The following is a 24404-nucleotide window of genomic DNA, read 5'->3' on the forward strand; positions in this document are numbered from 1 at the left end:
GACCAGTCGCAATTGATCAAAGTATTGATTTTTAATGGAATTAAATATTTTTTGCACTGAAATTTCAGTGAAATGATCCGGTTAACCGAACCGACCTGCAGGTCGCGTTCGGAAAACCGAATGGTGGCGGGGTGCTACTCGGGTGTCAGGTGTATTTGCGCTTGTCCGGCGCTGGCGGGAAGTACTGGTACAACCAGGTTTCACTCAGCGTGCGGTCGTTGGTGCGGATGAACAGGCGCAGCTCGACAGGCTCGACGCTGTCATTGGTCGGGTACCAGTCAAACAGGATGCGGTAGCCCTTGATGTCATCGAGCTTGAGCACGCTGAAATCCTTGACCTCGCCGTTCGAGCAAGTGACTACAGGCTCGATGCCCGCGCCTTCAGGCAAGCGGTCCAGGCCGCCGCCAGTGAAGTCCACGGCAAAACGACGGGCCCAGACTGGCGGGTAATGCTCGCCTGGCGCCCAGCCTTCGGTGAAACCGCCCATGCCCGAACGGGTCGCGTTGACCCGCGCCAACGGCGTTCCGACTGGCGGCAATGCGCTCCAGTACAGCTTGTAGCCGTAGTTCAGCGAGTCGCCGGCCGCCACCGGTTTCTTCGGGGTCCAGAAGGCGACGATGTTGTCCATGGTCTCGCCGGTGGTCGGTATCTCCAGCAGATCGACCGAGCCTTCGCCCCATGCGGTGGTCGGTTCTACCCACAGGCTCGGGCGGCGACTGTACCAGTCGACGGTGTCCTGATAGCTGGCGAACTCGTGGTCGGTCTGCACCAGGCCGAAGCCCTTCGGGTCGGTATCGGCGAAGGCATTGAATTGCAGGGTGGCCGGGTTGTTCAGCGGGCGGCAGACCCACTCGCCGTTGCCTCGCCACATGGCCAGGCGGTCGGAGTCGTGGATTTGCGGGTGGATGGTGTCGCACATGCGGCGCTCGTGGGTGCCGCAACTGAACATGCTGGTCATCGGCGCGATGCCTAACTGGTCGATGGCGGTGCGGGCGTTGACGTGGGCATCGATCTCCATCACCACGCGCTCGGCCTGGCAGTCGATATCGAAGCGGTAGGCACCGGTGGCGCTCGGCGAGTCGAGCAGGGCGTAGACCACGAAGCGGGTGCTGTCCTTGTCCGGTGTCTCGAACCAGAACTTGGTGAAATCGGGAAATTCTTCGCGCTTCTTGGCGTAGGTGTCGATGGCCAGCCCGCGGGCCGACAAGCCGTATTGGCCGGTGGCGTCCACCGCACGGAAGTAACTGGCGCCGAGGAAAGACACGACGTCGTGTTTGTCCAGTTCCGGTGCCTTGAACAACTTGAAGCCGGAGAAACCCAGGTCGCCCTTGAGCTGTGCGGTGTCGACCGTGGTGTTTTCATAGTTGAACAGCGACGGGCGGAAATGCACCTCGCGGGCCATCCGGGTTTTCGGATCGACGCTGTACATGCGCACCGGCTGCTTGAACCCCATGCCGACGTGGAAGAACTGCACGTCCAGCTGGCCCTTGAGCTCTTTCCACAACGAATGATTGCCGTCGTAGCGGATCGCATTGAAGTTCTGCGGCGTCATGGTCGCCAGGGTCGGCGGCAACTGTTGCTTGGTGTCCTGGTAGCGATTGCTGGCGAGCTGTTTGGCCTGGAGCTTCAGCGCCTCGAAATCGAACGCGGTGGCCTCGCCATCAGCGGTTCCGCCGCCGGCGGCCCAGGCCTTGGCGGCCAACAGGCCCGTGGCGGACAAACCGGTGTAGGCGGCGATGGCCATGGAGGCTTTGAGCAAGTTCCTGCGGTGCATAAATACAACCTGTCGTGAACAATCCCGCGCCGTTCCTGGCACGTGCTGGATCAGAAATATCGGTTCGGACATGCCTTCGGCCAAACGCAACGGACTTTTAAACAGATGCCCGACAGCTTAAACCGTTCGATTGCAGAGCAAAATTGATTGGTGGCACTGCGCCGGCTCGGCAATGAAACAAGACATGTCGGGAAACAATTCCGACAGGGGTTTCTGATTTACAGGGCATTTCTGCTTTTTTCGACTAATTACTCTAAAAACCGCTTTTCAGCGCCCGGAATATTTCTATTCTGTGCACATGACCGGTTTATGCCCTTCGGACCGGTGCGGTTCAGTGGGCACCCAGCCGCTGCTGAAAAAGGGATAGGGCGATGCGGTTTTTTGCAGTTTTCTTTGACGTTTAGAAGGACATCGTCCATGTCGAAAGTACAAGGCATCACCGAAATGTTGGGAATCTTTCCGTGTCTGGCCCTGGGGCGACGAAGACGCCGGCTCAACAGCGAGGAAATGAAACTGGTGGAACGCTATCGGGAACTGTCGGAGAGCGACAGGATCGCGATGAGGTATCTGGTGGATGCGATGAGGAGTGTTTCGAGGTTTTGAGCAGGCAACCCAAAGGGACGGACTGTGAAGTCTGTCCCTTTTTTCCAGCTCGATTTATCCCTTCAACGGCAGGTGCCTGCGATTGGGAAAGGTCGCTGTACCTGCATCAGCTCAGGCATGTCTCGCCACTTGATCCAGGCGTGATGTTGGTAGTGCAGCAAGGGCACCGAAACTCCGGCCCAATTCAAGGAGCTCAGGCTTGGCAGGTTTTCCACAGGCTCTGATTTCGCATCACGCAGCGAGGGTATGACTTCGTTGCTCAACCACTGGCGCAGATTGCGGTTTTCCGGGACGAAGTGGTGGACCAGCAAGGCGTACATGCCTGATTCGCTGACTATCAGGGTTTCGATCGTTTTGCCGTCCTTGCGCAGCCAGACGGTGCGACGTTGGTCGGGGTCGAGTTTCAGGGTGAGCCGTTCATTCAGGGGTTTGCCCATCAGGCGCCCAAGGTCCTGAACACAGAGCCAGGCTTGGTTGTCTTGCATGAAGGCATGGAGGAAACGGTTGTGGCGGGTGAAGACGGAGGGATCGAAATAGGGAACAGGCGAGCTTTGAGGATGCATTGGCATGGCGTGATTTCCGTTTTGGCTTGGAAAGTCGCCACCAACCTTTCGACAGGTTGGGTGGCGGACCGAGTGACGTTCGAAGCCGGGACACTTCCAATCAAAACGGAAGCCGGAAGGCCCGCGCCACACGGCCCGCCATAAAGCAGAACTGAAGGCATAAAACAGCCACAGTTCTATGGGGGCACACGAGCACCGTTTTGACTTGTTCCGGCTTCGACTCCGGGCCGCTGATTTGGCAGCGACGGAACAAAGCCTATCGGTCAGGCACTCGCGGCGCCAAGTCTACTCTGGCGACGCTTGTTGTAGGAAACGAGGGTTTTTCAGGAAGGCTGCGCCTGTAGGAATTTCCTGTGTTTGCACTGGACAGAACTCGCCCCGAGATCGCACTTGATCCCGGGGCGATTTTCATTAGTGACTAACCTTCCATGCATCCCCCGCAGGTGCCGTACCGTGGTCATACGGCTTGGCGATCCACATGTAGAGCAGGCCCAGGCCAATGACGATGGCCGTGCTCAGTACCATGGCATAGTTGATGTACCACGCGGCATCCGGGGTGCGTGGCCAGGCCATGTTGATGATGGCACCGACACCATAGACCAGTGCGCCGATGTTCACCGCCCAGCCCCAGGCGCCGAGGGTGAATTTGCCGCTTGGTTTCCAGCCCTTCATGCGGGCGTACAGGGCCGCGAGCACGATCATCTGGAACGCCAGGTAGATGCCGATGGCCGCGAAGCTGACGATAGTGGCGACTGCGTCCTGCAGGAAGAAGCCGAGGATGATGATCAGCGCCGGCAGGACGCCGGAGACGAACAGGGCCGCGACAGGAACCTGGGTTGTAGGGGAAATCTTTTTCAGCAGTCGGCTGCCGATGACCATTTCATCACGGGCGTAGGAATACAGCAGACGACTGGCCGCCGCTTGCAGGCTGATCACGCAGGAGATGAAGGAAATCATCACCACACCCATCACCACTTTCGAACCGACCGGGCCGAAGGCGTTGTTGAGAATGGTGGTGACTGGGTCCTTGTCGGTGCCGTTGATCACCGCTTGCATGTCCGGTACGGCCAGGATCAGCGCCAGGCAGGCGAACATCGCTGCGATGCCGCCGATGTAGATGGTCATGCGCATGGCCACCGGGATTTTCTTGCTCGGGTTCGGGGTTTCTTCGGCCACGTCGCCGCAAGCCTCGAAGCCGTAGTACAGGAACATCCCCGCCAGCGACGCGGTGAGGAAGGCCGGCAGGTACGAGCCGTCGACACTGATATCGAAGGTGTTGAACAACACGCTGATGGGCTGATGACGCTCGAAAATCAGCAGGTAAACGCCGACGATCACCGCGCCCACCAGTTCGCAGAGGAAGCCGAACATGGCGATCCGCGCCAGCACTTTGGTGCCGCTGAGGTTGACCAGGGTGGCGAACAACGTCAGGAACAGGGCGATGATGATGTTGGTGTTGTTGCTCGGTTCAAAGCCCATCATGGCGGCGAGGTACGGACCGGCACCGACGGCAACGGCGGCGATGGTTACGCACAGGGCGATGGAGTAGATCCAGCCGACCATCCACGCCCAGCGCTTGCCCACCAGACGACGGGCCCACGGGTACACACCGCCGGAAATCGGGAACTGCGAAACCACTTCACCAAAGATCAGGCACACCAGCAATTGGCCGCAACCGACCAGCAAATAGGCCCAGAACATCGGTGGCCCGCCTGCGGCCAGGCACAGGCCGAACAGGGTATACACCCCGACCACCGGGGACAGGTAGGTGAAGCCCAGGGCGAAGTTCTCCCATAGGCTCATGCTGCGATTGAAGTTGGAGGTGTAACCGAGTTTGCGCAGTTGCTCGGCATCGCTGTCGGCAAGGGCTGCAGAGAGATCGGGTGATGCACTCATGTGTGATTGCTCCGGAAAATCGGCAGATTTCGGATGTCCGAAACCGTGGCGGGGCCTTGGGGGCGCCGCCCGGATCGGTGGTTATTGTTTTGTCTTCTTTGGGGTGGAGCCTGGTGGTGCTGGTGCCGGTTTCTTCCTTGAGGTTGCGGTGACGCCATCGCGAGCAGGCTCGCTCCTACAGGGGAATGCGATCAACTGTAGGAGCGAGCCTGCTCGCGATGCTTTTCTTAATGCTTGAACATCACATGCCGCACTACGGTGTAGTCCTCCAGCCCGTACATGGACATGTCCTTGCCATAGCCGGACAGTTTCTGACCGCCGTGAGGCATTTCACTGACGAGCATGAAGTGCGTATTCACCCAGGTGCAGCCGTACTGCAAGCGCGCTGCCAGGCGATGGGCGCGGCCGACGTCGGCGGTCCACACGGAGGAGGCCAGGCCGTAGTCCGAATCGTTGGCCCAACCCAGCACCTGCGCTTCATCGCTGAATTTGGTGACCGACACCACTGGCCCGAACACTTCGCGACGGACGATCTCGTCGTCTTGTTGTGCATCGGCCAACACGGTCGGTTCGAAGAAGAAACCATTGCCCTCAACTACCTTGCCGCCAGTGATCAAGCGGATGTGCGGCTGGGCGATGGCGCGCTCGACGAAACCGGCAACTCGGTCGCGGTGTTGCGCGGTGATCAGCGGGCCGAGTTCGGTCGACGGATCATCCTGCAAGCCGTACTTGATGCTGCTGACGGCGGCGCCGAGTTTCTCCACGAACTTGTCGTAGATGCCTTCCTGGGCATAGATGCGGCAGGCGGCGGTGCAGTCCTGGCCTGCGTTGTAGAAACCGAAGGTGCGGATGCCTTCGACGGCGGCATCGATGTCGGCGTCGTCGAAGATAATCACCGGGGCTTTGCCGCCCAGTTCCATGTGCATGCGTTTGACGCTGTCGGCGGTGCTGGAAATGATGTTCGAACCGGTGGCAATCGAACCGGTCAGCGACACCATGCGCACTTTCGGGTGGGTCACCAGCGGGCTACCGACGGTAGGACCACGGCCGAACACCAGGTTGAGTACACCGGCCGGGAAGATTTCCGACGCCAGTTCGGCCAGGCGCAGGGCGGTCAGCGGGGTTTGTTCCGACGGCTTGAGCACCACGGTGTTACCGGCAGCCAGGGCCGGGGCGATTTTCCAGGCGACCATCATCAGTGGGTAGTTCCACGGCGCGATGGAGGCGATCACGCCGACCGGGTCGCGGCGGATCATCGAGGTGTGGCCCGGCAGGTACTCGCCACCGGCCGAACCGCTCATGCAGCGGCTGGCGCCAGCGAAGAAACGGAACACGTCGGCAATCGCCGGGATCTCGTCGTTCAGCGCAGCGCTGTAAGGCTTGCCGCAGTTGTCCGATTCCAGCTTGGCCAGCTCTTCGCCGTGGGCTTCGATGGCATCGGCCAGTTTGAGCAGCAGCAGCGAACGCTCTTTCGGCGGGGTATGCGACCAGCTGTCGAACGCGGCGTCGGCGGCGCGTACGGCGGCATCGACCTGGGCTTCGCTGGCTTCGTTGATTTCCACCAGCACCCGGCCCAAGGCCGGGTTGAATACGGGTTGGGCGGGGCCTTCGCCGTCTTGCAGTTGGCCGTTGATCAGTAGTTTGGTTTGCATGGTTCTGTCCTCACTAACACTTTTATTTTTCTGCCTGAACCGGATCTAAATGTAGGAGTGAGCCTGCTCGCGATAGCGGTCTTACAGTCGACATCACTATTGAATGACAGTCAGTCATCGCGAGCAGGCTCACTCCTACAGGGATTCGGTTCCTTCAGTGGTTACTCGGTTATTTCCCACCACTACCCGCAACGCTTTCGCCACCACGGGTCAGGTAATAGGCGCCGAGAATCGGCAGCATGGTCACCAGCATCACCAGCATCGCCACGACGTTGGTCACCGGTACGTCCCGTGGGCGGCTGAGCTGGTTGAGCAGCCACAACGGCAGGGTGCGTTCATGGCCGGCGGTGAAGGTGGTGACGATGATTTCGTCGAACGACAGGGCAAACGCCAGCATGCCGCCGGCCAGCAACGCCGAGCCAAGGTTTGGCAGGACGATGTAGCGGAAGGTCTGCCAGCCGTCGGCGCCGAGGTCCATCGAGGCCTCGATCAAGCTGTGGGAGGTGCGGCGCAAGCGGGCGATGACGTTGTTGTAGACGATCACCACGCAGAAGGTCGCGTGGCCGACGATGATGGTGAACATCCCCGGCTCGATCCCCAGTGTCTTGAAGGTCGCCAGCAGCGCGATCCCGGTGATGATCCCCGGCAGGGCAATCGGCAGGATCAGCATCAGCGAGATGCCTTGCTTGCCGAAGAAGTCCCGGCGGTACAGCGCGGCGGACGCCAGCGTGCCAAGGACCATGGCGATCAGCGTGGCAATCGAGGCGATCTGCAACGACAGCTTGATCGCTTCGAGCACGTCCGGTCGCGAGAACGCTACGCCGATCCATTTCAGGGTGAAGCCCTTGGGTGGAAAGCTGAACGCCGCATCTTCGGTGTTGAAGGCGTACAGGAAGATGATCAGGATCGGGAAGTGCAGGAACACAAGCCCGCCCCAGGCGGCGATACGCAGCCCGATTGAAGCCTTTTCAGAGTGCATCGAAGGCCCCCAGACGTTTGACGATGGACAGGTAGATGGCGATCAGCACGATCGGCACCAGGGTGAAGGCGGCTGCCATCGGCATGTTGCCGATCGCACCTTGCTGGGCGTACACCATGCTGCCGACGAAGTAGCCGGGCGGGCCGACCAGTTGCGGCACGATGAAGTCGCCCAGGGTCAGCGAGAAGGTGAAGATCGAACCTGCGGCAATGCCCGGGATCGACAGCGGCAGAATCACTTGCGTGAAGGTCTGGCGCGGCTTGGCACCGAGGTCGGCGGAGGCTTGCAGCAGCGACGGCGGCAGGCGTTCCAGCGAGGCCTGGATCGGCAGGATCATGAACGGCAGCCAGATGTAGACGAACACCATGAAACGCCCCAGGTGCGAGGTCGACAAGGTGCTGCCGCCGACGCCCGGAATGCCCAGCACGAACTGCAGGACCGGCTCCAGCCCCAGGTGCTGCACGAACCACTGCGCCACGCCGCCCTTGGCCAGCAGCAGCGTCCAGGCGTAGGCCTTGACGATGTAACTGGCCCACATCGGCATCATCACCGCGATGTAGAAAAACGCCTTGGTCTTGCCGGTGGTGTAGCGCGCCATGTAGTAGGCAATCGGGAACGCGACGATGGCGCTGGCAATCGACACCACAATCGCCATGCCCAGGGTGCGCAGGATGATGTCGAAGTTCGACGGCTGGAACAGTGCGGCGAAGTTCGCCAGGGTCAGGTCGGGAGTGACCGCCATGGTGAAGTCGTCGAAGGTGTAGAAGCCTTGCCACAGCAGCGTCAGCAACGAGCCGAGGTAGATCGCGCCGAACCACAGCAGCGGCGGCACCAGCAGCATCGACAGGTACAGGTTCGGCCGGCGGTACAACAGGTTGGAAAACCTGCGCAACGGCGAGCCGCCTGACGAGGTTTGAGAAATAGCCAAGGTGCTCATCTCACACCCCGCCAACGGTGTCGTGCAACTGGACCATCGCTTCCCGCGCCCAGCGTGCGTTGAGGCGCTGCCCGGTCTGGTGTTGGGCGCAGGTGTCCAGCCACTGGTTGTTGGCCTTGCTGATGTTCAGGGTCTGGCCGTTTTCCAGTTTCAGTTCGTAGCGGGTGGCGCTGCCCTGGTACTGGATGTCGTGCAGCAAACCGCTGACTTCGATCTCGTGACTGGCCAGCGGGCCTTCGGCGAAACGCACGTGTTCCGGGCGAATCGAGAACGGCTGCGGATTGCCACTGAGTTGCTTGGCCAGCTCGCCGCGAATCACGTTGGAAGTGCCGACGAATTCCGCCACGAAGGTGGTGGCCGGTTTCATGTACAGGTTGCGCGGACTATCGACTTGTTCGATGCGGCCCTTGTTGAACACGGCCACGCGGTCGGACATCGACAGTGCTTCGGTCTGGTCGTGGGTGACGAAGATGAAGGTGATGCCGAGTTGGCGTTGCAGCTTCTTCAACTCGCCCTGCATTTGCTCGCGCAACTTCAGGTCGAGTGCACCGAGGGGTTCGTCGAGCAGCAGCACCCGTGGACGATTGACCAAGGCGCGGGCCAGGGCCACACGCTGGCGCTGACCGCCGGAGAGTTGCACCGGCTTACGGTCGCCGTAGCCGCCGAGGGCAACCATCTCCAGGGATTCTTCGGCACGCTTGAGGCGCTCGGTCTTGCCGATGCCTTTGACCTTCAAGCCGTAGGCGACGTTGTCGCGCACGTTCATGTGCGGGAACAGTGCGTAATCCTGGAACACGGTGTTCACGTCGCGCTGGTACGGCGGCAGGCCGGCGGCCTCTTCGCCATGAATTCGGATGGAACCTGCGCTCGGTTGTTCAAAACCGGCGATCAGGCGCAAACAGGTGGTCTTGCCCGAGCCGGACGGCCCCAGCATGGAGAAGAACTCGCCGTCCTGGATGTCGATGGAAACCCGGTCTACGGCTTTCACTTCGCCGAATAGACGGGAAACGTTGGTGAACTGGACTGCAAGCGTCATGGTGCGGTGCTCCAAAAAGGCGAAGGCCGTCGCAGCGGCCCTGCCTGGACTTCTGAAAAAGCTGAATCGTGTTCGCGCATGTGTAGCTGGAATACTGACTGTGGCGAGGGGGCTTGCCCCCGTTGGGCTGCGCAGCAGCCCTGAAAGCGGAGATCGCGGTTTGTCGACTGGTTAGAGGAGGGCTTCGCCCTCCAACGGGGGCAAGCCCCCTCGCCACAAAAGCTCCTTTGCCACAGTTGAGCGGTGTGTCAGCGGCCGCCCATGATCGCGATGTAGTCCTGGGTCCAGCGGCTGTACGGCACGAACTTGCCGCCTTCAGCCTGCGGGGTTTTCCAGAAGGCGATCTTGTCGAACTGGTCGAAACCGTTGGTCTTGCAGCCTTCGGCGCCGAGCAGTTCGCTCTCCTTGCACGCCGCCGGAACCGCTGGCAGCGAGCCGAACCAGGCCGCTACGTCACCCTGGACTTTCGGTTGCAGCGACCAGTCCATCCACTTGTAGGCGCAGTTCGGGTGCTTGGCTTCGGCATGCATCATGGTGGTGTCGGCCCAGCCGGTGGCGCCTTCTTTCGGGATGGTCGAGGCGATTGGCTGCTTCTCGTTCATCAGCCCGTTGACCTGATATGGCCAGGCGCCGGAGGCGACCACGCCTTCGTTCTTGAAGTCGCTCATTTGCACGGTCGTGTCATGCCAGTAGCGGTGGATCAGCGGCTGTTGGGCGCGCAGCAGGTCGAGCACGGCCTTGTACTGGGCTTCGGTCAGTTCGTAGGGGTTCTGGATGCCCAGTTCCGGCTTGGCGGTCTTCAGGTACAGCGCCGCGTCGGCGATGTAGATCGGGCCGTCATAGGCCTGCACGCGGCCCTTGTTCGGCTTGCCGTCTGGCAGGTTTTCCGCGTTGAACAGCACGCCCCAGCTGGTGGGCGCGGTCTTGAACACGTTGGTGTTGTACATCAGCACGTTCGGGCCCCACTGATACGGGGTGCCGTAGGTCTGCTTGTTGACCACGTACCAGGGTCCATCCTTGAGGCGCGGGTCGAGGTTTTTCCAGTTCGGGATCAACGCGGTGTTGATCGGCTGCACACGCTTGCCGACGATCAGGCGCAGGGACGCATCGCCGGATGCGGTGACCAGGTCGTAACCGCCCTTGGCCATCAGGCTGACCATTTCATCGGAGGTGGCCGCCGTCTTGACGTTGACCTTGCAGCCGGTTTCCTTCTCGAAACCGGTCACCCAGTCGTAGGCCTTGTCGCTCTCGCCACGTTCGATGTAGCCGGGCCAGGCCACAATATCCAGTTGGCCTTCGCCCGCCCCGACAGCTTTGAGCGGCTCGGCGGCCTGGAGACTGGCGCTGGCCAGCAGCGCGGTGGTGATTGCACTGAGCAGTGCGGTCTTGTGCACGAACATGGGAATTCCCTCTTCTTTAATTATGGTCGGGGCAGTGTTTTGAACGTGGTGAAGCATGCCGTTGGTGGCTTGTTATTAGCGTAGTCAGAGATGCTCGCCATGGCGGGCCATGATGTGTCGCACCACGCTGTAGTCCTGAAGCGAATCGCTGGACAGGTCTTTGCCGTAGCCAGAGCGTTTCAGGCCGCCATGGGGCATTTCGCTGACCAGCATGAAGTGGCTGTTGATCCAGGTGCAGCCGTACTGCAAGCGCGCCGCGACCTGCATGGCCTTGTCGAGGTTCTGGGTCCAGACCGACGAGGCCAGGCCGTATTCCGAATCGTTGGCCCAGTCCACCGCTTGTTCCAGCTCATCGAAACGAGTGACGGTGACCACCGGCCCGAACACTTCGCGTTGGACGATCTCGTCACTTTGCTTGCAACCGGCGAGCAGGGTCGGCTGGTAATAGAAGCCGGCGCCGGAGTGCACCGCCGCGCCGGTCACCCGCTCGATATGCGGCTGGCCCAGGGCGCGCTCGACAAAACTGGCCACGCGGTCACGCTGGCGGGTGCTGATCAGCGGGCCGATTTCGTTGTCGGCGTCGCGTTTGCCGGCAAAACGCAGGCTGCTGACGGCTGCGCCGAGCTCGGCCACCAGACGGTCATGAATCCCGGCCTGGGCATAAATTCGGCAAGCGGCGGTGCAATCCTGGCCGGCGTTGTAATAGCCGTAAGTGCGCACACCTTCGACCACGGCCTGAATGTCGGCATCGTTGCAGACGATCACCGGGGCTTTGCCGCCGAGTTCGAGGTGGGTGCGTTTGAGCGTTTTCGATGCGGCCTGGAGGATTTTTTGGCCGGTGACGATATCGCCGGTCAGCGACACCATGCGGATCTTTGGATGGCTGACCAAATGGCTGCCGACGCCTTCGCCGCCACCGCAAACGATGTTGATTACACCGCGCGGCAGGATTTCGGCCAGCGCGGGGGCCAGGGCCAGGATCGACAGCGGTGTGTGTTCCGACGGCTTGAACACCAGAGTGTTGCCGGCGGCGAGGGCCGGGGCGATTTTCCACGCGGCCATCATGATCGGGTAGTTCCACGGCGCAATCGACGCCACGACCCCGATAGGATCGCGCCGGACCATGCTGGTGTAGCCCGGCAGGTATTCGCCGCTGAGCTGGCCGGTCTGGCAACGCACGGCACCGGCGAAGAAGCGGAACACATCGACCGTGGCACTCAAGTCGTCCTGACGGGCCAGGTGCAGCGGCTTGCCGCAGTTCATGGACTCGAGGCGGGCCAGCAGGTCGGCGTTTTTTTCGATGGCGTTGGCGATCTCCAGCAACAGGTTCGAGCGTTGCTGTGGCGTGGTGCGCGACCAACCGGCAAAGGCACGGTGGGCGGCGAGGATGGCGGCTTCGACTTGCTCGGTGCTGGCTTCGGCGATCTGTGTGATGACTTCGCCGGTGGCCGGGTTGAGAATCGGCTCGACGCAGCCTTGACCGGCAACCAATTCACCATCGATCAACAATGCGGTGAACAACGGGGTCTGCGCGCCAGCCATTTTTCGGGTTCTCTTTTCTTGTGTAGCCATGGTGTTCCCAGTGATTGGGGCCCGGCCGTCTTATATAGATGTAACAAGACTAGTTCGCGGACCCGAGGACAACAAATACTAAATACTGAAGGTGGCGTTCGATTAAATAGATGGCTTGCGCCCGCCGTGAGGTTGTTCGCGGGCGACCGTGAGGAAGGGGTCCACCAGCGCTGGCCGCGCGGTGCCGCGACGCCACGCCAGGCCGACATCCAGGGTCTGGCTGAGGTCGGCAATCGGCCGCGCTTCGATGATGTCGCCCTCCAGTGACCACGGGCGATAGGTCATGTCCGGCTGGATCGATACGCCCAGCCCGGCGGCCACCAGGCTTCGCACCGCTTCGGTCGAAGCCGTGCGCAGGGTGATGCGCGGTTGCAGCGAGGCGGCGGACCACATGCGTTGGGCGTTGCGGTCCATTTCATCGACGTTCAGTTGAATCAATGGCTCGCGGGCCACGTCGGCGAGGTTGATGCTGTCGTGCTCCAGCAACGGGTGCTGGGCCGGCAGCCATAGCCGGTGCGGCGAATGGGTCAACACTTCGGTCTGCAGGGCGTGGCGGTCTTCGAGGTTGGACAGGATCAACACGCCGACATCGATCTCGCCGCTGACCAGCAAATGCTCGATGTACGGGCGCTCATCCTCCATCACGCGGATTTCCACATTGGGGTAGGCGCGCTGGAAGCGGGTGAGCAGATCCGCCAGGTAATAGCCGGCCACCAGGCTGGTCACGCCGACGATCAGTTGCCCGGCAACCTGATCGGTGCTCTGTTGCAGGCTGCGCTTTGCGTTATCCACCGTGGCCAGGATCAAGTGCGCCTGACGCAGGAATTGATGCCCCTGATGGGTCAGGGTCATGCCCTTGGCGTGGCGGCTGAACAGGCTGACGCCGATTTCCTCCTCCAGTTGCTGGATCGCCAGGGTCAGGGTCGACTGGGAAATGAACGCGGTTTGTGCGGCGGCCGAGATCGAGCCGGTCTCGGCCACGGCGATGAAATGACGGATCTGACGCAAGGTCATCATGGGAAAGTACCCGGTGGGCTGTTTTTATCGATTGGCGAGAGTGTATATCTTTTTTTCTGATAGGCCGGCGCAAGCGGCATTGGGTGCATCGAGGCAATGCAACATCTGGAAGCACTCTCGCCCACGGAGCGTGGGCACTTTCGTTTTAGGCTGGTGGTCCTGGTTTCAGGTTAAACGTCTTGTGGAGGCGGTAAATGAACACCCGTGGATTGCTCGATCAACTACTCAAGTCCGGCCAGGACCTGTTGCAGAACAAGGCCGGCAGCCAGCAGCAAAAGGGCGCGAGCGGTGGCACCAGTGCCCTCGGCAGTTTGCTCTCCGGCGCGAGTGGCGGGGCGTTGGCGGCAGGCGCGATGGGTTTGCTGCTCGGCAGCAAAAAGGCCCGTAAAGTCGGGGGCAAGGTTGCGGTCTACGGCGGTCTCGCCGCGTTGGGCGCGCTGGCTTATAAAGCCTATGGCAACTGGCAGGCGCAGCAGGGCGGTGCAGCCGCTACGCAACCGCAAACTTTGGACCGCGTGCCGACCGCGCAAGTCGAACTGCACAGCCAGGCGATTCTCAAGGCGCTGGTGGCCGCGGCCAAGGCTGACGGTCATGTCGATGCGCGTGAGCGGGCCTTGATCGAAGGCGAATTCACCCGGCTCGACAACGACCAGGAGCTGCAACACTGGCTGCACGCCGAGCTCAACAAGCCGCTGGACCCGAGCGATGTCGCCCGCGCCGCCCGCTCCCCGGAAATCGCCGCCGAGATGTACATCGCCAGCGTGATGATGGTGGACGAGGAAAACTTCATGGAGAAGGCCTACCTCGATGAACTGGCGCGCCAGCTCAAGTTGGAGCCGGGGTTGAAGGCCGAACTGGAGAAGCAGGTTCGCCAGGCTTCTCTGTAAACCTTTAGTGCGCCATCGCGAGCTTGCTCGCGATGGCGTTTTCGGCCACAACACCTCCCCAATGACCATTGCACGGTCCCTTTCTGCCCAATCCCCCGGCATCCATCCCGCCTTTTTTCAACGGGATGAGAAGCGGTGCGCAACCGTCTTATAAATGAAACACCGCCCTCGGCTATACTCCCCGCATTTCGTATCAGCCCCCGAGGATTGACTGTGAAGAACTGGACGTTGCGCCAACGCATTTTGGCGAGCTTTGCGGTAATTATCGCCATCATGTTGCTGATGGTGGTCCTCTCCTATTCGCGATTGCTGAGGATCGAAGAGAGCGAAGCCAGCATGCGGGACGACGCTTTGCCGGGGGTTTATTACAGTTCGATGATTCGTAGCGCCTGGGTCGACACTTTCCTGCAGACTCAGGAAATGCTCGGCTTGAAAGAAGGGCAGGGCATCAGCAGTGAAGACGCTGCGGAATTCAAGGCTTTCGAAGTGCGTCTGCTGGAGCAGATAGGTAACTACCGCAACACCATCACGACCGATGAAGACAAGGTCGAGTTTGCCGCTTTCGAACAACGGCACGAGGAGTTCAGCAGGATTCTGACGGCAGTGCTCGATCTGCACAGCCGCAACCAGGAAGCCGAGGCTCTCAAGTTGTTCACCGAGCAACTGACCCCGGTCTGGACCGCAGGTCGCGCGAAGCTCAACGACATCCTCCGCGAAAACAAATTGGTGGCCGACCACGAAATGGCCGCCATCGACGATGCCGTGCTTGCGGCAAAAATCAGCATGGGCATTTCCCTGCTGGTGGCTGTCCTGGCTGCCGGCCTCTGCGGTTTGCTTTTGATGCGCGCCATCATGGCGCCGATGAACCGCATCGTGAAAATCCTCGAAATCATGCGCACCGGCGATCTCAGCAGCCGCCTGAACCTGGAGCGCAAGGACGAATTCGGCGCGGTAGAGACCGGTTTCAACGACATGATGTCCGAGCTCACGTCTCTGGTGTCCCAGGCCCAGCGTTCGTCGGTGCAGGTGACCACGTCGGTGACCGAGATCGCCGCAACGTCCAAGCAGCAACAAGCCACCGCCACCGAAACTGCCGCCACCACCACGGAAATCGGTGCGACTTCCCGTGAGATCGCCGCCACTTCCCGGGATCTGGTGCGCACCATGACCGAAGTCTCCACTGCCGCCGATCAGGCTTCCGTGGCTGCCGGTTCCGGGCAGCAGGGCCTGGCGCGCATGGAAGAAACCATGCACTCAGTGATGGGCGCGGCCGATCTGGTCAACGCCAAGCTGGCGATCCTCAACGAGAAGGCCGGCAACATCAATCAGGTGGTGGTGACCATCGTCAAGGTCGCCGACCAGACCAACCTGTTGTCGCTCAACGCCGCCATCGAAGCCGAGAAAGCCGGGGAATACGGGCGCGGTTTTGCCGTGGTCGCCACCGAAGTGCGGCGCCTGGCGGACCAGACCGCTGTCGCCACCTACGACATTGAGCAGATGGTGCGCGAGATCCAGTCGGCAGTGTCGGCCGGGGTCATGGGCATGGACAAGTTCTCTGAAGAGGTACGTCGCGGCATGTCCGAGGTGCAGCAGGTCGGCGAGCAGTTGTCGCAGATCATCCATCAGGTCCAGGCGCTGGCGCCGCGGGTGCTGATGGTCAACGAAGGCATGCAGGCCCAGGCCACCGGTGCCGAGCAGATCAACCACGCGCTGGTGCAGTTGGGTGATGCCAGCAGCCAGACCGTCGAATCTCTGCGTCAGGCCAGTTTCGCCATCGATGAGCTGAGCCAGGTGGCCGTCGGGCTGCGCAGCGGCGTTTCGCGATTCAAAGTCTGATGAGCGAAATCACGGCCAAACGCTCTGCCGTGAAGCAGACGCTGCACGCTTTGTTTCTGGTGTTTCGCATCGGCAGCGAGCGCTATGCCTTGAAGGCCATCGAAGTGGCTGAAGTGCTGCCGCGTCTGCCCTTGAAGCCCATTCCCCATGCCCCCACCTGGGTTGCCGGGGTGTTCGCCTATCGGGGCACAGTGGTGCCGGTCATCGACTTGAGCGCACTGACCTTTGGTACGCCGGCACAGGCCCGTACCAGCACGCGGCTGGTGCTGGTCAACTATCGCCCGGACGAAACCGCCGAGACGCAGCTGCTCGGGCTGATTCTGGAACAGGCGACTGACACCTTGCGCTGCGATCCGGCGGATTTTCAGCCCTACGGCCTGGACAACCGCCAGGCGCCTTACCTCGGGCCGGTGCGCAAGGACGAGCAGGGCTTGCTGCAATGGGTACGGGTCGGCGATCTGCTGGACAATCAGGTGCGCGCCTTGCTGTTTCCCTCGCCGCCAATGGATCCGGTACTGCTGCAGGAGCGGCCATGAACAGCGATCAGCGGTTTTTCGATTTCCTCAAGGAAACCATCGGACTCGACGTGACCTCGGTCGGGCAAGCGATCATCGAGCGAGCGGTGCGCCAGCGCAGCATCGTTTCGCAAGCAGTCTCGGCCGATGAATATTGGCGCACCTTGCAGGGCTCGCGGGATGAGCAGCAGGCATTGATCGAAGCGGTGATCGTTCCGGAAACCTGGTTCTTCCGCTATCCGGAGTCTTTTGTCACCCTGGCGAAACTGGCGGGCAAGCGTCTGGCCGAAATCAACAACCTGCGCGCACTGCGGATTCTCAGCCTGCCGTGCTCCACCGGTGAAGAACCGTACTCGATCGCCATGGCGTTGCTCGATGCCGGGCTCAAACCGTACCAGTTCAAGGTCGACGGCCTGGACGTCAGCCCGTTGTCAGTGGAAAAAGCCCGTCGGGCGTTGTACGGCAAGAACTCTTTCCGGGGTGACGACATTGCGTTTCGCGACCGTCATTTCATCGCCGAAGGCGAGAGCTATCGCCTCAATCAGCGGGTGCTCGAGCAAGTGCGCCTGCAGGTCGGCAACCTTCTGGATCCGGCCTTGCTGGCTGGTGAACCGCCCTTCGATTTCGTGTTTTGTCGCAACCTGCTGATCTATTTCGACCAGCCAACCCAGAAGCAAGTCTTCGAAGTGCTCAAGTGCCTGACCCACGTTGACGGCGTGCTGTTTATCGGCCCGGCCGAAGGCAGTCTGCTGGGGCGTTTGGGGATGCGTTCGATCGGAGTCCCGCAGTCCTTCGCGTTCAGTCGACAGGGCACTGCGGACCCTGATCCCTTGCCGACATTCGTTCCTGCACCCTTGCCGGTGCCGCAACCGCTGCGCAATCCACCGCCTGCGCCAGTACGCAGTCGCCCGTTCGCCAGTGTCGTGCCGCTGGCGACTGCGCCGAAAACGCCTGGCACCGATACGGCCGTGCTGCTGGCGAACATCGCCGCGCTGGCCAACGAAGGCAAAAGCGCCGAGGCGCGAGCGGCGTGTGAAAGCTACTTGCGCAGCCATGAACCGGTGGCCCAGGTCTTTTATTGGTTGGGACTGCTCAGCGATGTGGCTGGCAATACCCTGGAAGCCCAGGGGTTTTATCGCAAGGCGTTGTACCTCGAACCGCAACATCCCGAAGCGTTGATGCATCTGGCCGCATTGCTGCAGGCCCAGGGCGACGCGATGGGAGCCAGACGATTGCAGGAGCGTGCCGCCCGCAGCGCACGCGCCGCCGACAGTGAGCGTAAACGATGATCGCCTCCGACACCTTTAGCGTCACCCGGGATGCCCAGGCCATCGACGATTGCTGGAACCGCATCGGTATCCACGGCGACAAGTCCTGCCCGCTGCTCAGCGAGCATATTCATTGCCGCAATTGTGCGGTGTATTCGGCCGCCGCCACACGCTTGCTCGATCGCTATGCAATGCAGCAGGAAGATCGCGGGCCCGTGTCGGTCGCAGTCGAGAGCGAGGTGAAAACCCGCTCGCTATTGATGTTCCGGCTGGGCGAGGAGTGGCTGGGGCTTGCGACCCGTAGCCTGGTAGAGGTGGCGCCGCTGCAAGCGATTCACTCTTTGCCGCATCAACGTTCCCGGGCCTTGCTCGGCGTGGCGAATGTGCGTGGCGCGCTGGTCGCCTGTCTGTCGCTGGTGGAGCTGCTCGGGCTCGACGGCGCCGGCAACGTGGCACCCGGTGCGCGGGTTATGCCGCGCATGCTGATCATCGCGGCCCACGGCGGGCCGGTGGTGGTGCCGGTGGACGAAGTCGACGGGATTCACGCCATCGACGAGCGCATCCTCGATACAGCATCGCGCTCGGGTGCTCAGGCCAGCGCCAAATACACCCGTGGCGTGTTGCAATTCAAAGGTCGCAGCCTGCGTTGGCTGGATGAAGAACAGCTGCTGTCCGCCGTGACCCGGAGCCTCACATGACCCCCGAGCAAATGCGCGACGCCTCTTTGCTGGAGCTGTTCAGCCTGGAGGCCGAAGCCCAGACCCAGGTCTTGAGCGCCGGCCTGCTGGCGCTTGAGCGCGACCCGACCCAGGCCGATCAACTTGAATCGTGCATGCGTGCCGCGCACTCGCTCAAGGGGGCGGCGCGGATCGTCGGTGTCGACGCCGGGGTCAGCGTCTCCCATGTGATGGAAGATTGCCTGGTCAGTGCCCAGGAAGGCCGTCTGTTGCTGCGCCCCGAGCATATCGATGCGTTGCTGCAAGGCACCGACTTGCTGATGCGCATCGCCACGCCGAGCAATAACCCGGAGGCTGCGGAAATCGAGGCCTACGTGGCGTTGATGGCGCGGTTGCTGGACCCGGTGGCCCAGCTGGTTGCGCCTGCCGCACCGTTGATGGCCGAACTTCAGCTCGAAGCACCGTCGCCCCGGGTCGAGCCGCTGACGTCTGCCGTAGAACCGCCATCGGCCCCACGCAAGACCAAACGCACCACCGAAAACGGCGAACGTGTACTGCGTGTCACCGCCGAGCGTTTGAACAGCCTGCTCGATTTATCGAGCAAATCCCTGGTGGAAACCCTGCGGCTCAAACCGCACCTGGCGACCATGCAGCGACTCAAGCGCATGCAGAGCAACAGCCTGCGCGCACTGGAGAGTCTCAATGTGCATCTCAAGGAGCACACCTTGAGCCTGGAGGCCCAGGAAGCCCTTGAGGATGCGCGGCGATTGCTCGCGCAGTCCCAGCAATTGCTCGTGGAAAAGAACGCCGAACTCGATGAGTTCGCCTGGCATGCCAGCCAGCGGGCGCAGGTGTTGTACGACACGGCGCTGGCCTGTCGCATGCGGCCGTTTGCCGATGTGCTGACCGGGCAGGTGCGGATGGTCCGGGATCTGGGGCGCGACCTGGGCAAACAGGTGCGGCTGGAAATTGAAGGCGATAAGACTCAGGTCGATCGCGACGTACTGGAAAAGCTCGAAGCGCCGCTGACTCACTTGTTGCGCAACGCGGTCGACCACGGCATCGAAACCCCGGAGCAGCGCCTGCTGGCGGGCAAGCCGGCGGAAGGTTTGATTCGCCTGCGTGCGTCCCATCAGGCCGGTTTGCTGGTGCTTGAACTGAGCGATGACGGTAACGGCGTGGACCTGGAAAAGGTCCGTCGCAGCATCGTTGAACGAAATCTGTCGCCCGCGCAAACCGCCGCGCAGTTGAGCGAAGAGGAATTGCTGACGTTCCTGTTCCTGCCCGGTTTCAGTCTGCGCGACACGGTCACCGAAGTGTCCGGTCGCGGCGTCGGCCTGGATGCGGTGCAGCACATGGTCCGGCAGTTGCGCGGCGCGGTGGTGCTGGAGCAGACGGCGGGCGAGGGCAGTCGGTTCCATCTTGAAGTGCCGCTGACCCTGTCGGTGGTGCGCAGTCTCGTGGTGGAAGTCGGCGACGAAGCCTATGCCTTTCCGCTGGCGCACATTGAGCGCATGTGCGACCTGGAGCCGGCGGATATCGTGCAGGTCGAAGGCCGCCAGCATTTCTGGCACGAAGGCCGGCACGTCGGCCTGGTGGCGGCCAGTCAATTGCTGCAACGTCCGGCCAGCCAGAGCAGCGGGCAAACCCTGAAGGTCGTGGTGATTCGCGAGCGCGATGCGATCTACGGCGTGGCCGTGGAGCGGTTCATCGGTGAGCGGACCTTGGTGGTGCTGCCGCTGGATGAGCGTCTGGGCAAAGTGCAGGACATTTCCGCCGGGGCCCTGCTCGACGACGGTTCGGTGGTACTGATCGTCGATGTCGAAGACATGCTGCGATCGGTGGAGAAACTGCTCAACACCGGTCGTCTGGAGCGCATTGCCCGCCACAGCAATCAGGTGGTCGAGGCGGCCCGCAAACGAATTCTGGTGGTGGATGATTCCCTGACCGTGCGAGAGTTGCAGCGCAAACTGTTGCTCAATCGCGGCTACGACGTGGCGGTTGCAGTGGACGGCATGGACGGCTGGAACGCGTTGCGTTCGGAGGATTTCGATCTGCTGATCACCGACATTGATATGCCGCGCATGGACGGCATCGAACTGGTCACGCTGTTGCGTCGGGACAATCGCCTGCAATCGCTGCCGGTGATGGTGGTGTCCTACAAGGATCGTGAAGAGGACCGGCGCCGTGGACTGGATGCCGGGGCCGACTATTATCTAGCCAAGGCCAGTTTTCATGACGACGCCTTGCTCGATGCAGTGGTCGAGCTCATTGGAGGAGCGCGTGCATGAGGATTGCTATCGTCAACGACATGCCCATGGCGGTGGAGGCCCTGCGCCGCGCCCTGGCATTCGAGCCGACCCACGAGGTGGTCTGGGTCGCCGGCAATGGCGCCGAGGCGGTGCGCCAGTGCGCCCAGGACACCCCGGACCTGATTCTGATGGATTTGATCATGCCGGTGATGGATGGCGTCGAAGCCACGCGGCGGATCATGGCCGAGACTCCCTGTGCCATCGTCATCGTCACCGTGGATCGCCAGCAGAACGTGCACCGGGTGTTCGAGGCCATGGGCCATGGTGCGCTGGACGTGGTCGACACCCCGGCGGTCGGTGCCGGCAATGCCCAGGAAGCGGCCGCGCCGTTGTTGCGCAAGATCTTGAATATTAGTTGGCTGATCGGTGACAAGGGCAATCGCCCGCGCCCGGCGCCGGCACCGTTGCGCAGTTCGGGCTCTCGCCGGAGCCTGATCGCCATTGGCTCATCCGCGGGTGGGCCGGCAGCGCTGGAAGTCTTGCTCAAAGGGCTGCCGCGTGATTTCTCTCCGGCCATCGTGCTGGTGCAGCACGTTGACCAGGTGTTTGCCGCCGGCATGGCCGAGTGGCTCGGCAGCGCCAGCGGCCTCGACGTGCGCCTGGCCCAGGAAGGCGAGCCGCCGCAAAGCGGCGCAGTGTTGCTGGCCGGCACCAATCATCATATTCGCTTGCTGAAAAACGGCACGCTGGCCTACACCGCCGAACCGGTCAACGAGATCTACCGGCCCTCCATCGATGTGTTCTTCGAGAGCGTGGCCAGTTACTGGAATGGCGACGCCGTAGGAGTTTTGCTCACAGGCATGGGGCGTGATGGCGCCCAAGGGCTTAAACTCATGCGCCAACAGGGCTACCTGACCATCGCACAAGACCAAAACAGCAGTGCGGTGTACGGCATGCCGAAGGCGGCCGCAGCCATCGACGCTGCCGTGGAAATTCGCCCGCTGGACAAGATAGCGCCACGATTGCTGGAGATTTTCGCCAAATGAGCACATTTTCCCTCATTCCTGGCTCAGGTAGTACTCAGGTGACCGCACATGACTGAATTACAACTCGACGACTTCAAGACCGACGAAAACGCCGCCATGGTGTTGCTGGTGGACGATCAGGCCATGATCGGCGAAGCCGTGCGTCGCGGCCTGTCGAACGAAGAGAACATCGATTTCCACTTCTGCGCCGACCCGCACCAGGCCATCGCCCACGCGGTGCGCATCAAGCCGACAGTGATCCTGCAGGATCTGGTCATGCCCGGTCTGGACGGCCTGAGCCTGGTGCGCGAGTACCGCAATCACCCGGCGACCAAGGACATTCCGATCATCGTCCTGTCGACCAAGGAAGACCCGTTGATCAAGAGCGCGGCCTTTGCGGCCGGGGCCAACGATTATCTGGTCAAGCTGCCGGACAACATCGAACTGGTCGCACGCATTCGCTATCACTCGCGCTCCTACATGACCCTGCTGCAACGGGACGCGGCGTACCGCGCGCTGCGGGTCAGCCAGCAGCAATTGCTCGACACCAACCTGGTGCTGCAACGCCTGATGAACTCCGATGGCCTGACGGGGTTGTCGAACCGTCGGCACTTCGATGAATACATGGAACTGGAGTGGCGCCGTTCGCTGCGTGAGCAGAGCCAGTTGTCGTTGCTGATGATCGACGTGGACTATTTCAAGGCCTACAACGACAGCTTCGGCCACCTGGAAGGCGATGAAGCCCTGCGCAAGGTCGCCACGGCGATCAAGGACGCCAGCGCCCGGCCTTCGGACCTGCCGGCCCGCTACGGCGGCGAAGAGTTCGCGCTGGTACTGCCCAATACCTCCCAGGGCGGTGCACGGCTGGTGGCCGAGAAGCTGCGCCAGACCGTGGCTGCTCTGAAGATCCCGCATAACTCGCCCACCGAAGGTTCGAGCCTGACCATCAGCATCGGCCTGTCGACCATCACGCCGAAAGCGGGCAGCAACTGCCGCGACCTGATCCTGGCGGCGGACAAGGGGCTGTATTTGGCGAAGAACAATGGGCGTAATCAGGTGGGCGTGGAGTGATCTACCCTAATTCCTGAGCGACGCAAAGCCCTGTGGGAGCGAGCTTGCTCGCGATGGCGTTGTGTCAGTCGATAGTTCCATGGACTGACACGCCGTCATCGCGAGCAAGCTCGCTCCCACAATGGTCTCAATCGCTGTAAAGAACGTCTGCAACCCCGTCTTTTCAGCCAAGCGGACTGCCGTTGCCGGCCGTTTCCCGGTATACTCGTCGGCTTTCAAAAGTTCGCCAACGAGTGCTGCCCGTCATGGAAATCAACCCGATCCTGAACACCATCAAGGACCTGTCCGAGCGCTCCGAAACTATTCGGGGGTATCTTTGACTACGATCAAAAGCATGAGCGTCTGACCGAAGTCAATCGCGAGCTTGAAGATCCGAGTGTCTGGAACAAACCTGAATACGCCCAGGAACTGGGCCGCGAGCGCGCTGCGCTGGCGCAGATCGTCGATACCCTCGACGAGCTGAACACCGGTCTGGCCGATTGCCGCGACCTGCTGGACATGGCCGTCGAAGAAAACGACGAAGGCGCAGCGGGCGATGTCGTCGCCGAGCTGGCCCGTCTTGAGGAAAGTCTGGCCAAGCTGGAATTCCGCCGCATGTTCAGCCACGAAATGGACCCGAACAACGCCTACCTGGACATCCAGGCCGGTTCCGGCGGCACCGAAGCCCAGGACTGGGCCAACATTCTGCTGCGCATGTACCTGCGCTGGGCCGACAAACGCGGTTTCGACGCGACCATCATGGAACTGTCCGCCGGTGAAGTCGCCGGGATCAAGGGCGCGACCGTGCACATCAAGGGCGAATACGCCTTTGGCTGGTTGCGGACAGAGATCGGCGTGCACCGTCTGGTGCGCAAGAGCCCGTTCGACTCCGGCAACCGTCGCCACACCTCGTTCTCCGCGGTGTTCGTCTCGCCAGAGATCGATGACAAGGTGGAAATCGAAATCAACCCGGCAGACCTGCGGATCGACACCTATCGTTCCTCGGGTGCCGGTGGTCAGCACGTAAACACCACCGACTCGGCCGTACGTATCACCCACGTACCGACCAACACCGTGGTCAGCTGCCAGAACGAACGTTCCCAGCACGCCAACAAAGACACCGCCATGAAAATGCTGCGGGCCAGGTTGTACGAGCAGGAAATACAGAAGCGCAACGCGGCGTCCCAGGCGCTGGAAGACACCAAGTCCGATATCGGCTGGGGTCATCAGATCCGTTCGTACGTGCTCGATGCCTCGCGGATCAAGGATCTGCGCACCAACATCGAACGCAGCGACTGTGACAAGGTGCTCGATGGCGACATCGACGAATACCTGGAAGCGAGCCTGAAATCCGGGCTGTAAAAGACGCAATACAGGATCGGCTGATTCAACTCGATCCCTGTAGGAGCTCAGGGGGACGCCTAGTCCCTGCTGAGCAATCTCCTGGCCGCAGGGGCCGGGGGCA

At 61.5% G+C, this 24404-nt stretch carries 20 protein-coding genes; 10 read left to right on the forward strand and 10 right to left on the reverse strand.

The window, feature by feature from the left end; translation table 11 throughout:
* Nucleotides 1–145 precede the first annotated feature (145 nt).
* Nucleotides 146–1774 (reverse strand): glucan biosynthesis protein D, encoded by a 1629-nt coding sequence (locus AABM52_RS05515; RefSeq protein ID WP_347910849.1) that lies wholly within the window; start codon nucleotides 1772–1774, stop codon nucleotides 146–148.
* 417 nt (nucleotides 1775–2191) lie between these two features.
* On the opposite strand from AABM52_RS05515, the gene AABM52_RS05520 reads away from it, so the two are divergent.
* Entirely contained in the window at nucleotides 2192–2377 is a 186-nt protein-coding gene (locus tag AABM52_RS05520; protein ID WP_046041279.1) for a hypothetical protein, read from the forward strand.
* A 62-nt stretch (nucleotides 2378–2439) separates the two neighbouring features.
* On the opposite strand, the gene AABM52_RS05525 is transcribed toward AABM52_RS05520, so the two are convergent.
* The 9 genes from AABM52_RS05525 to AABM52_RS05565 form a co-directional block, all read right to left on the reverse strand.
* Complete coding sequence (locus tag AABM52_RS05525; RefSeq protein ID WP_347910850.1) at nucleotides 2440–2946, reverse strand: Bro-N domain-containing protein; 507 nt, start codon at nucleotides 2944–2946, stop codon at nucleotides 2440–2442.
* Between the two features lie 405 nt (nucleotides 2947–3351).
* Nucleotides 3352–4836, reverse strand: coding sequence for an amino acid permease (locus AABM52_RS05530; RefSeq protein ID WP_347910851.1), 1485 nt, complete (start codon nucleotides 4834–4836; stop codon nucleotides 3352–3354).
* A gap of 227 nt (nucleotides 4837–5063) precedes the next feature.
* A complete protein-coding gene (locus tag AABM52_RS05535; RefSeq protein WP_347910852.1) occupies nucleotides 5064–6488 on the reverse strand; it encodes a gamma-aminobutyraldehyde dehydrogenase in 1425 nt (474 codons plus the stop codon).
* A 169-nt stretch (nucleotides 6489–6657) separates the two neighbouring features.
* On the reverse strand, nucleotides 6658–7467 hold the full coding sequence (locus AABM52_RS05540) for an ABC transporter permease (RefSeq protein ID WP_347910853.1): 810 nt from the start codon (nucleotides 7465–7467) through the stop codon (nucleotides 6658–6660).
* A complete protein-coding gene (locus tag AABM52_RS05545) occupies nucleotides 7457–8404 on the reverse strand; it encodes an ABC transporter permease (RefSeq protein WP_347910854.1) in 948 nt (315 codons plus the stop codon). Before AABM52_RS05545 ends, AABM52_RS05540 begins: the two co-directional genes overlap by 11 nt.
* 1 nt (nucleotide 8405) lies before the next feature.
* Nucleotides 8406–9440: an ABC transporter ATP-binding protein gene (locus tag AABM52_RS05550; protein ID WP_347910855.1), complete on the reverse strand. Its 1035-nt coding sequence runs from the start codon at nucleotides 9438–9440 to the stop codon at nucleotides 8406–8408.
* A 248-nt stretch (nucleotides 9441–9688) separates the two neighbouring features.
* Complete coding sequence (gene ydcS / locus AABM52_RS05555) at nucleotides 9689–10840, reverse strand: putative ABC transporter substrate-binding protein YdcS (protein ID WP_347910856.1); 1152 nt, start codon at nucleotides 10838–10840, stop codon at nucleotides 9689–9691.
* An 84-nt stretch (nucleotides 10841–10924) separates the two neighbouring features.
* Nucleotides 10925–12412, reverse strand: a complete 1488-nt coding sequence (locus AABM52_RS05560) for a gamma-aminobutyraldehyde dehydrogenase (protein ID WP_347910857.1) — start codon at nucleotides 12410–12412, stop codon at nucleotides 10925–10927.
* Between the two features lie 102 nt (nucleotides 12413–12514).
* Entirely contained in the window at nucleotides 12515–13429 is a 915-nt protein-coding gene (locus AABM52_RS05565; protein WP_007975056.1) for a LysR family transcriptional regulator, read from the reverse strand.
* 194 nt (nucleotides 13430–13623) lie between these two features.
* On the opposite strand from AABM52_RS05565, the gene AABM52_RS05570 reads away from it, so the two are divergent.
* The 9 genes from AABM52_RS05570 to prfB all read left to right on the forward strand — a co-directional run bounded on the left by AABM52_RS05570 (nucleotide 13624) and on the right by prfB (nucleotide 24301).
* Nucleotides 13624–14316: a tellurite resistance TerB family protein gene (locus AABM52_RS05570; protein ID WP_347910858.1), complete on the forward strand. Its 693-nt coding sequence runs from the start codon at nucleotides 13624–13626 to the stop codon at nucleotides 14314–14316.
* A gap of 213 nt (nucleotides 14317–14529) precedes the next feature.
* Complete coding sequence (locus AABM52_RS05575) at nucleotides 14530–16152, forward strand: methyl-accepting chemotaxis protein (protein ID WP_347910859.1); 1623 nt, start codon at nucleotides 14530–14532, stop codon at nucleotides 16150–16152.
* Complete coding sequence (locus AABM52_RS05580) at nucleotides 16152–16688, forward strand: chemotaxis protein CheW (protein ID WP_347910860.1); 537 nt, start codon at nucleotides 16152–16154, stop codon at nucleotides 16686–16688. Before AABM52_RS05575 ends, AABM52_RS05580 begins: the two co-directional genes overlap by 1 nt.
* Entirely contained in the window at nucleotides 16685–17956 is a 1272-nt protein-coding gene (locus tag AABM52_RS05585) for a CheR family methyltransferase (protein WP_347910861.1), read from the forward strand. The genes AABM52_RS05580 and AABM52_RS05585 overlap by 4 nt, the downstream gene beginning before the upstream one ends.
* The gene (locus tag AABM52_RS05590; protein WP_347910862.1) at nucleotides 17953–18633 is read left to right on the forward strand and encodes a chemotaxis protein CheW; all 681 of its coding nucleotides are present in this window, start codon (nucleotides 17953–17955) and stop codon (nucleotides 18631–18633) included. Before AABM52_RS05585 ends, AABM52_RS05590 begins: the two co-directional genes overlap by 4 nt.
* Nucleotides 18630–20903: a hybrid sensor histidine kinase/response regulator gene (locus AABM52_RS05595; protein WP_347910863.1), complete on the forward strand. Its 2274-nt coding sequence runs from the start codon at nucleotides 18630–18632 to the stop codon at nucleotides 20901–20903. The genes AABM52_RS05590 and AABM52_RS05595 overlap by 4 nt, the downstream gene beginning before the upstream one ends.
* On the forward strand, nucleotides 20900–21910 hold the full coding sequence (locus tag AABM52_RS05600; protein ID WP_347910864.1) for a chemotaxis response regulator protein-glutamate methylesterase: 1011 nt from the start codon (nucleotides 20900–20902) through the stop codon (nucleotides 21908–21910). The genes AABM52_RS05595 and AABM52_RS05600 overlap by 4 nt, the downstream gene beginning before the upstream one ends.
* Nucleotides 21911–21958: 48 nt before the next feature.
* Nucleotides 21959–22960, forward strand: a complete 1002-nt coding sequence (locus AABM52_RS05605; RefSeq protein ID WP_347910865.1) for a PleD family two-component system response regulator — start codon at nucleotides 21959–21961, stop codon at nucleotides 22958–22960.
* A gap of 245 nt (nucleotides 22961–23205) precedes the next feature.
* Nucleotides 23206–24301 (forward strand): peptide chain release factor 2 gene (prfB, locus tag AABM52_RS05610; RefSeq protein WP_347910866.1). Its coding sequence is split into 2 segments (ribosomal slippage): nucleotides 23206–23277 and nucleotides 23279–24301, totalling 1095 coding nucleotides; the frame shifts between segments, so codons are not numbered across the junction.
* Nucleotides 24302–24404 lie beyond the last annotated feature (103 nt).

The organism is Pseudomonas grandcourensis (assembly GCF_039909015.1).
GTDB classification, from domain to species: Bacteria; Pseudomonadota; Gammaproteobacteria; order Pseudomonadales; family Pseudomonadaceae; genus Aquipseudomonas; species Aquipseudomonas grandcourensis.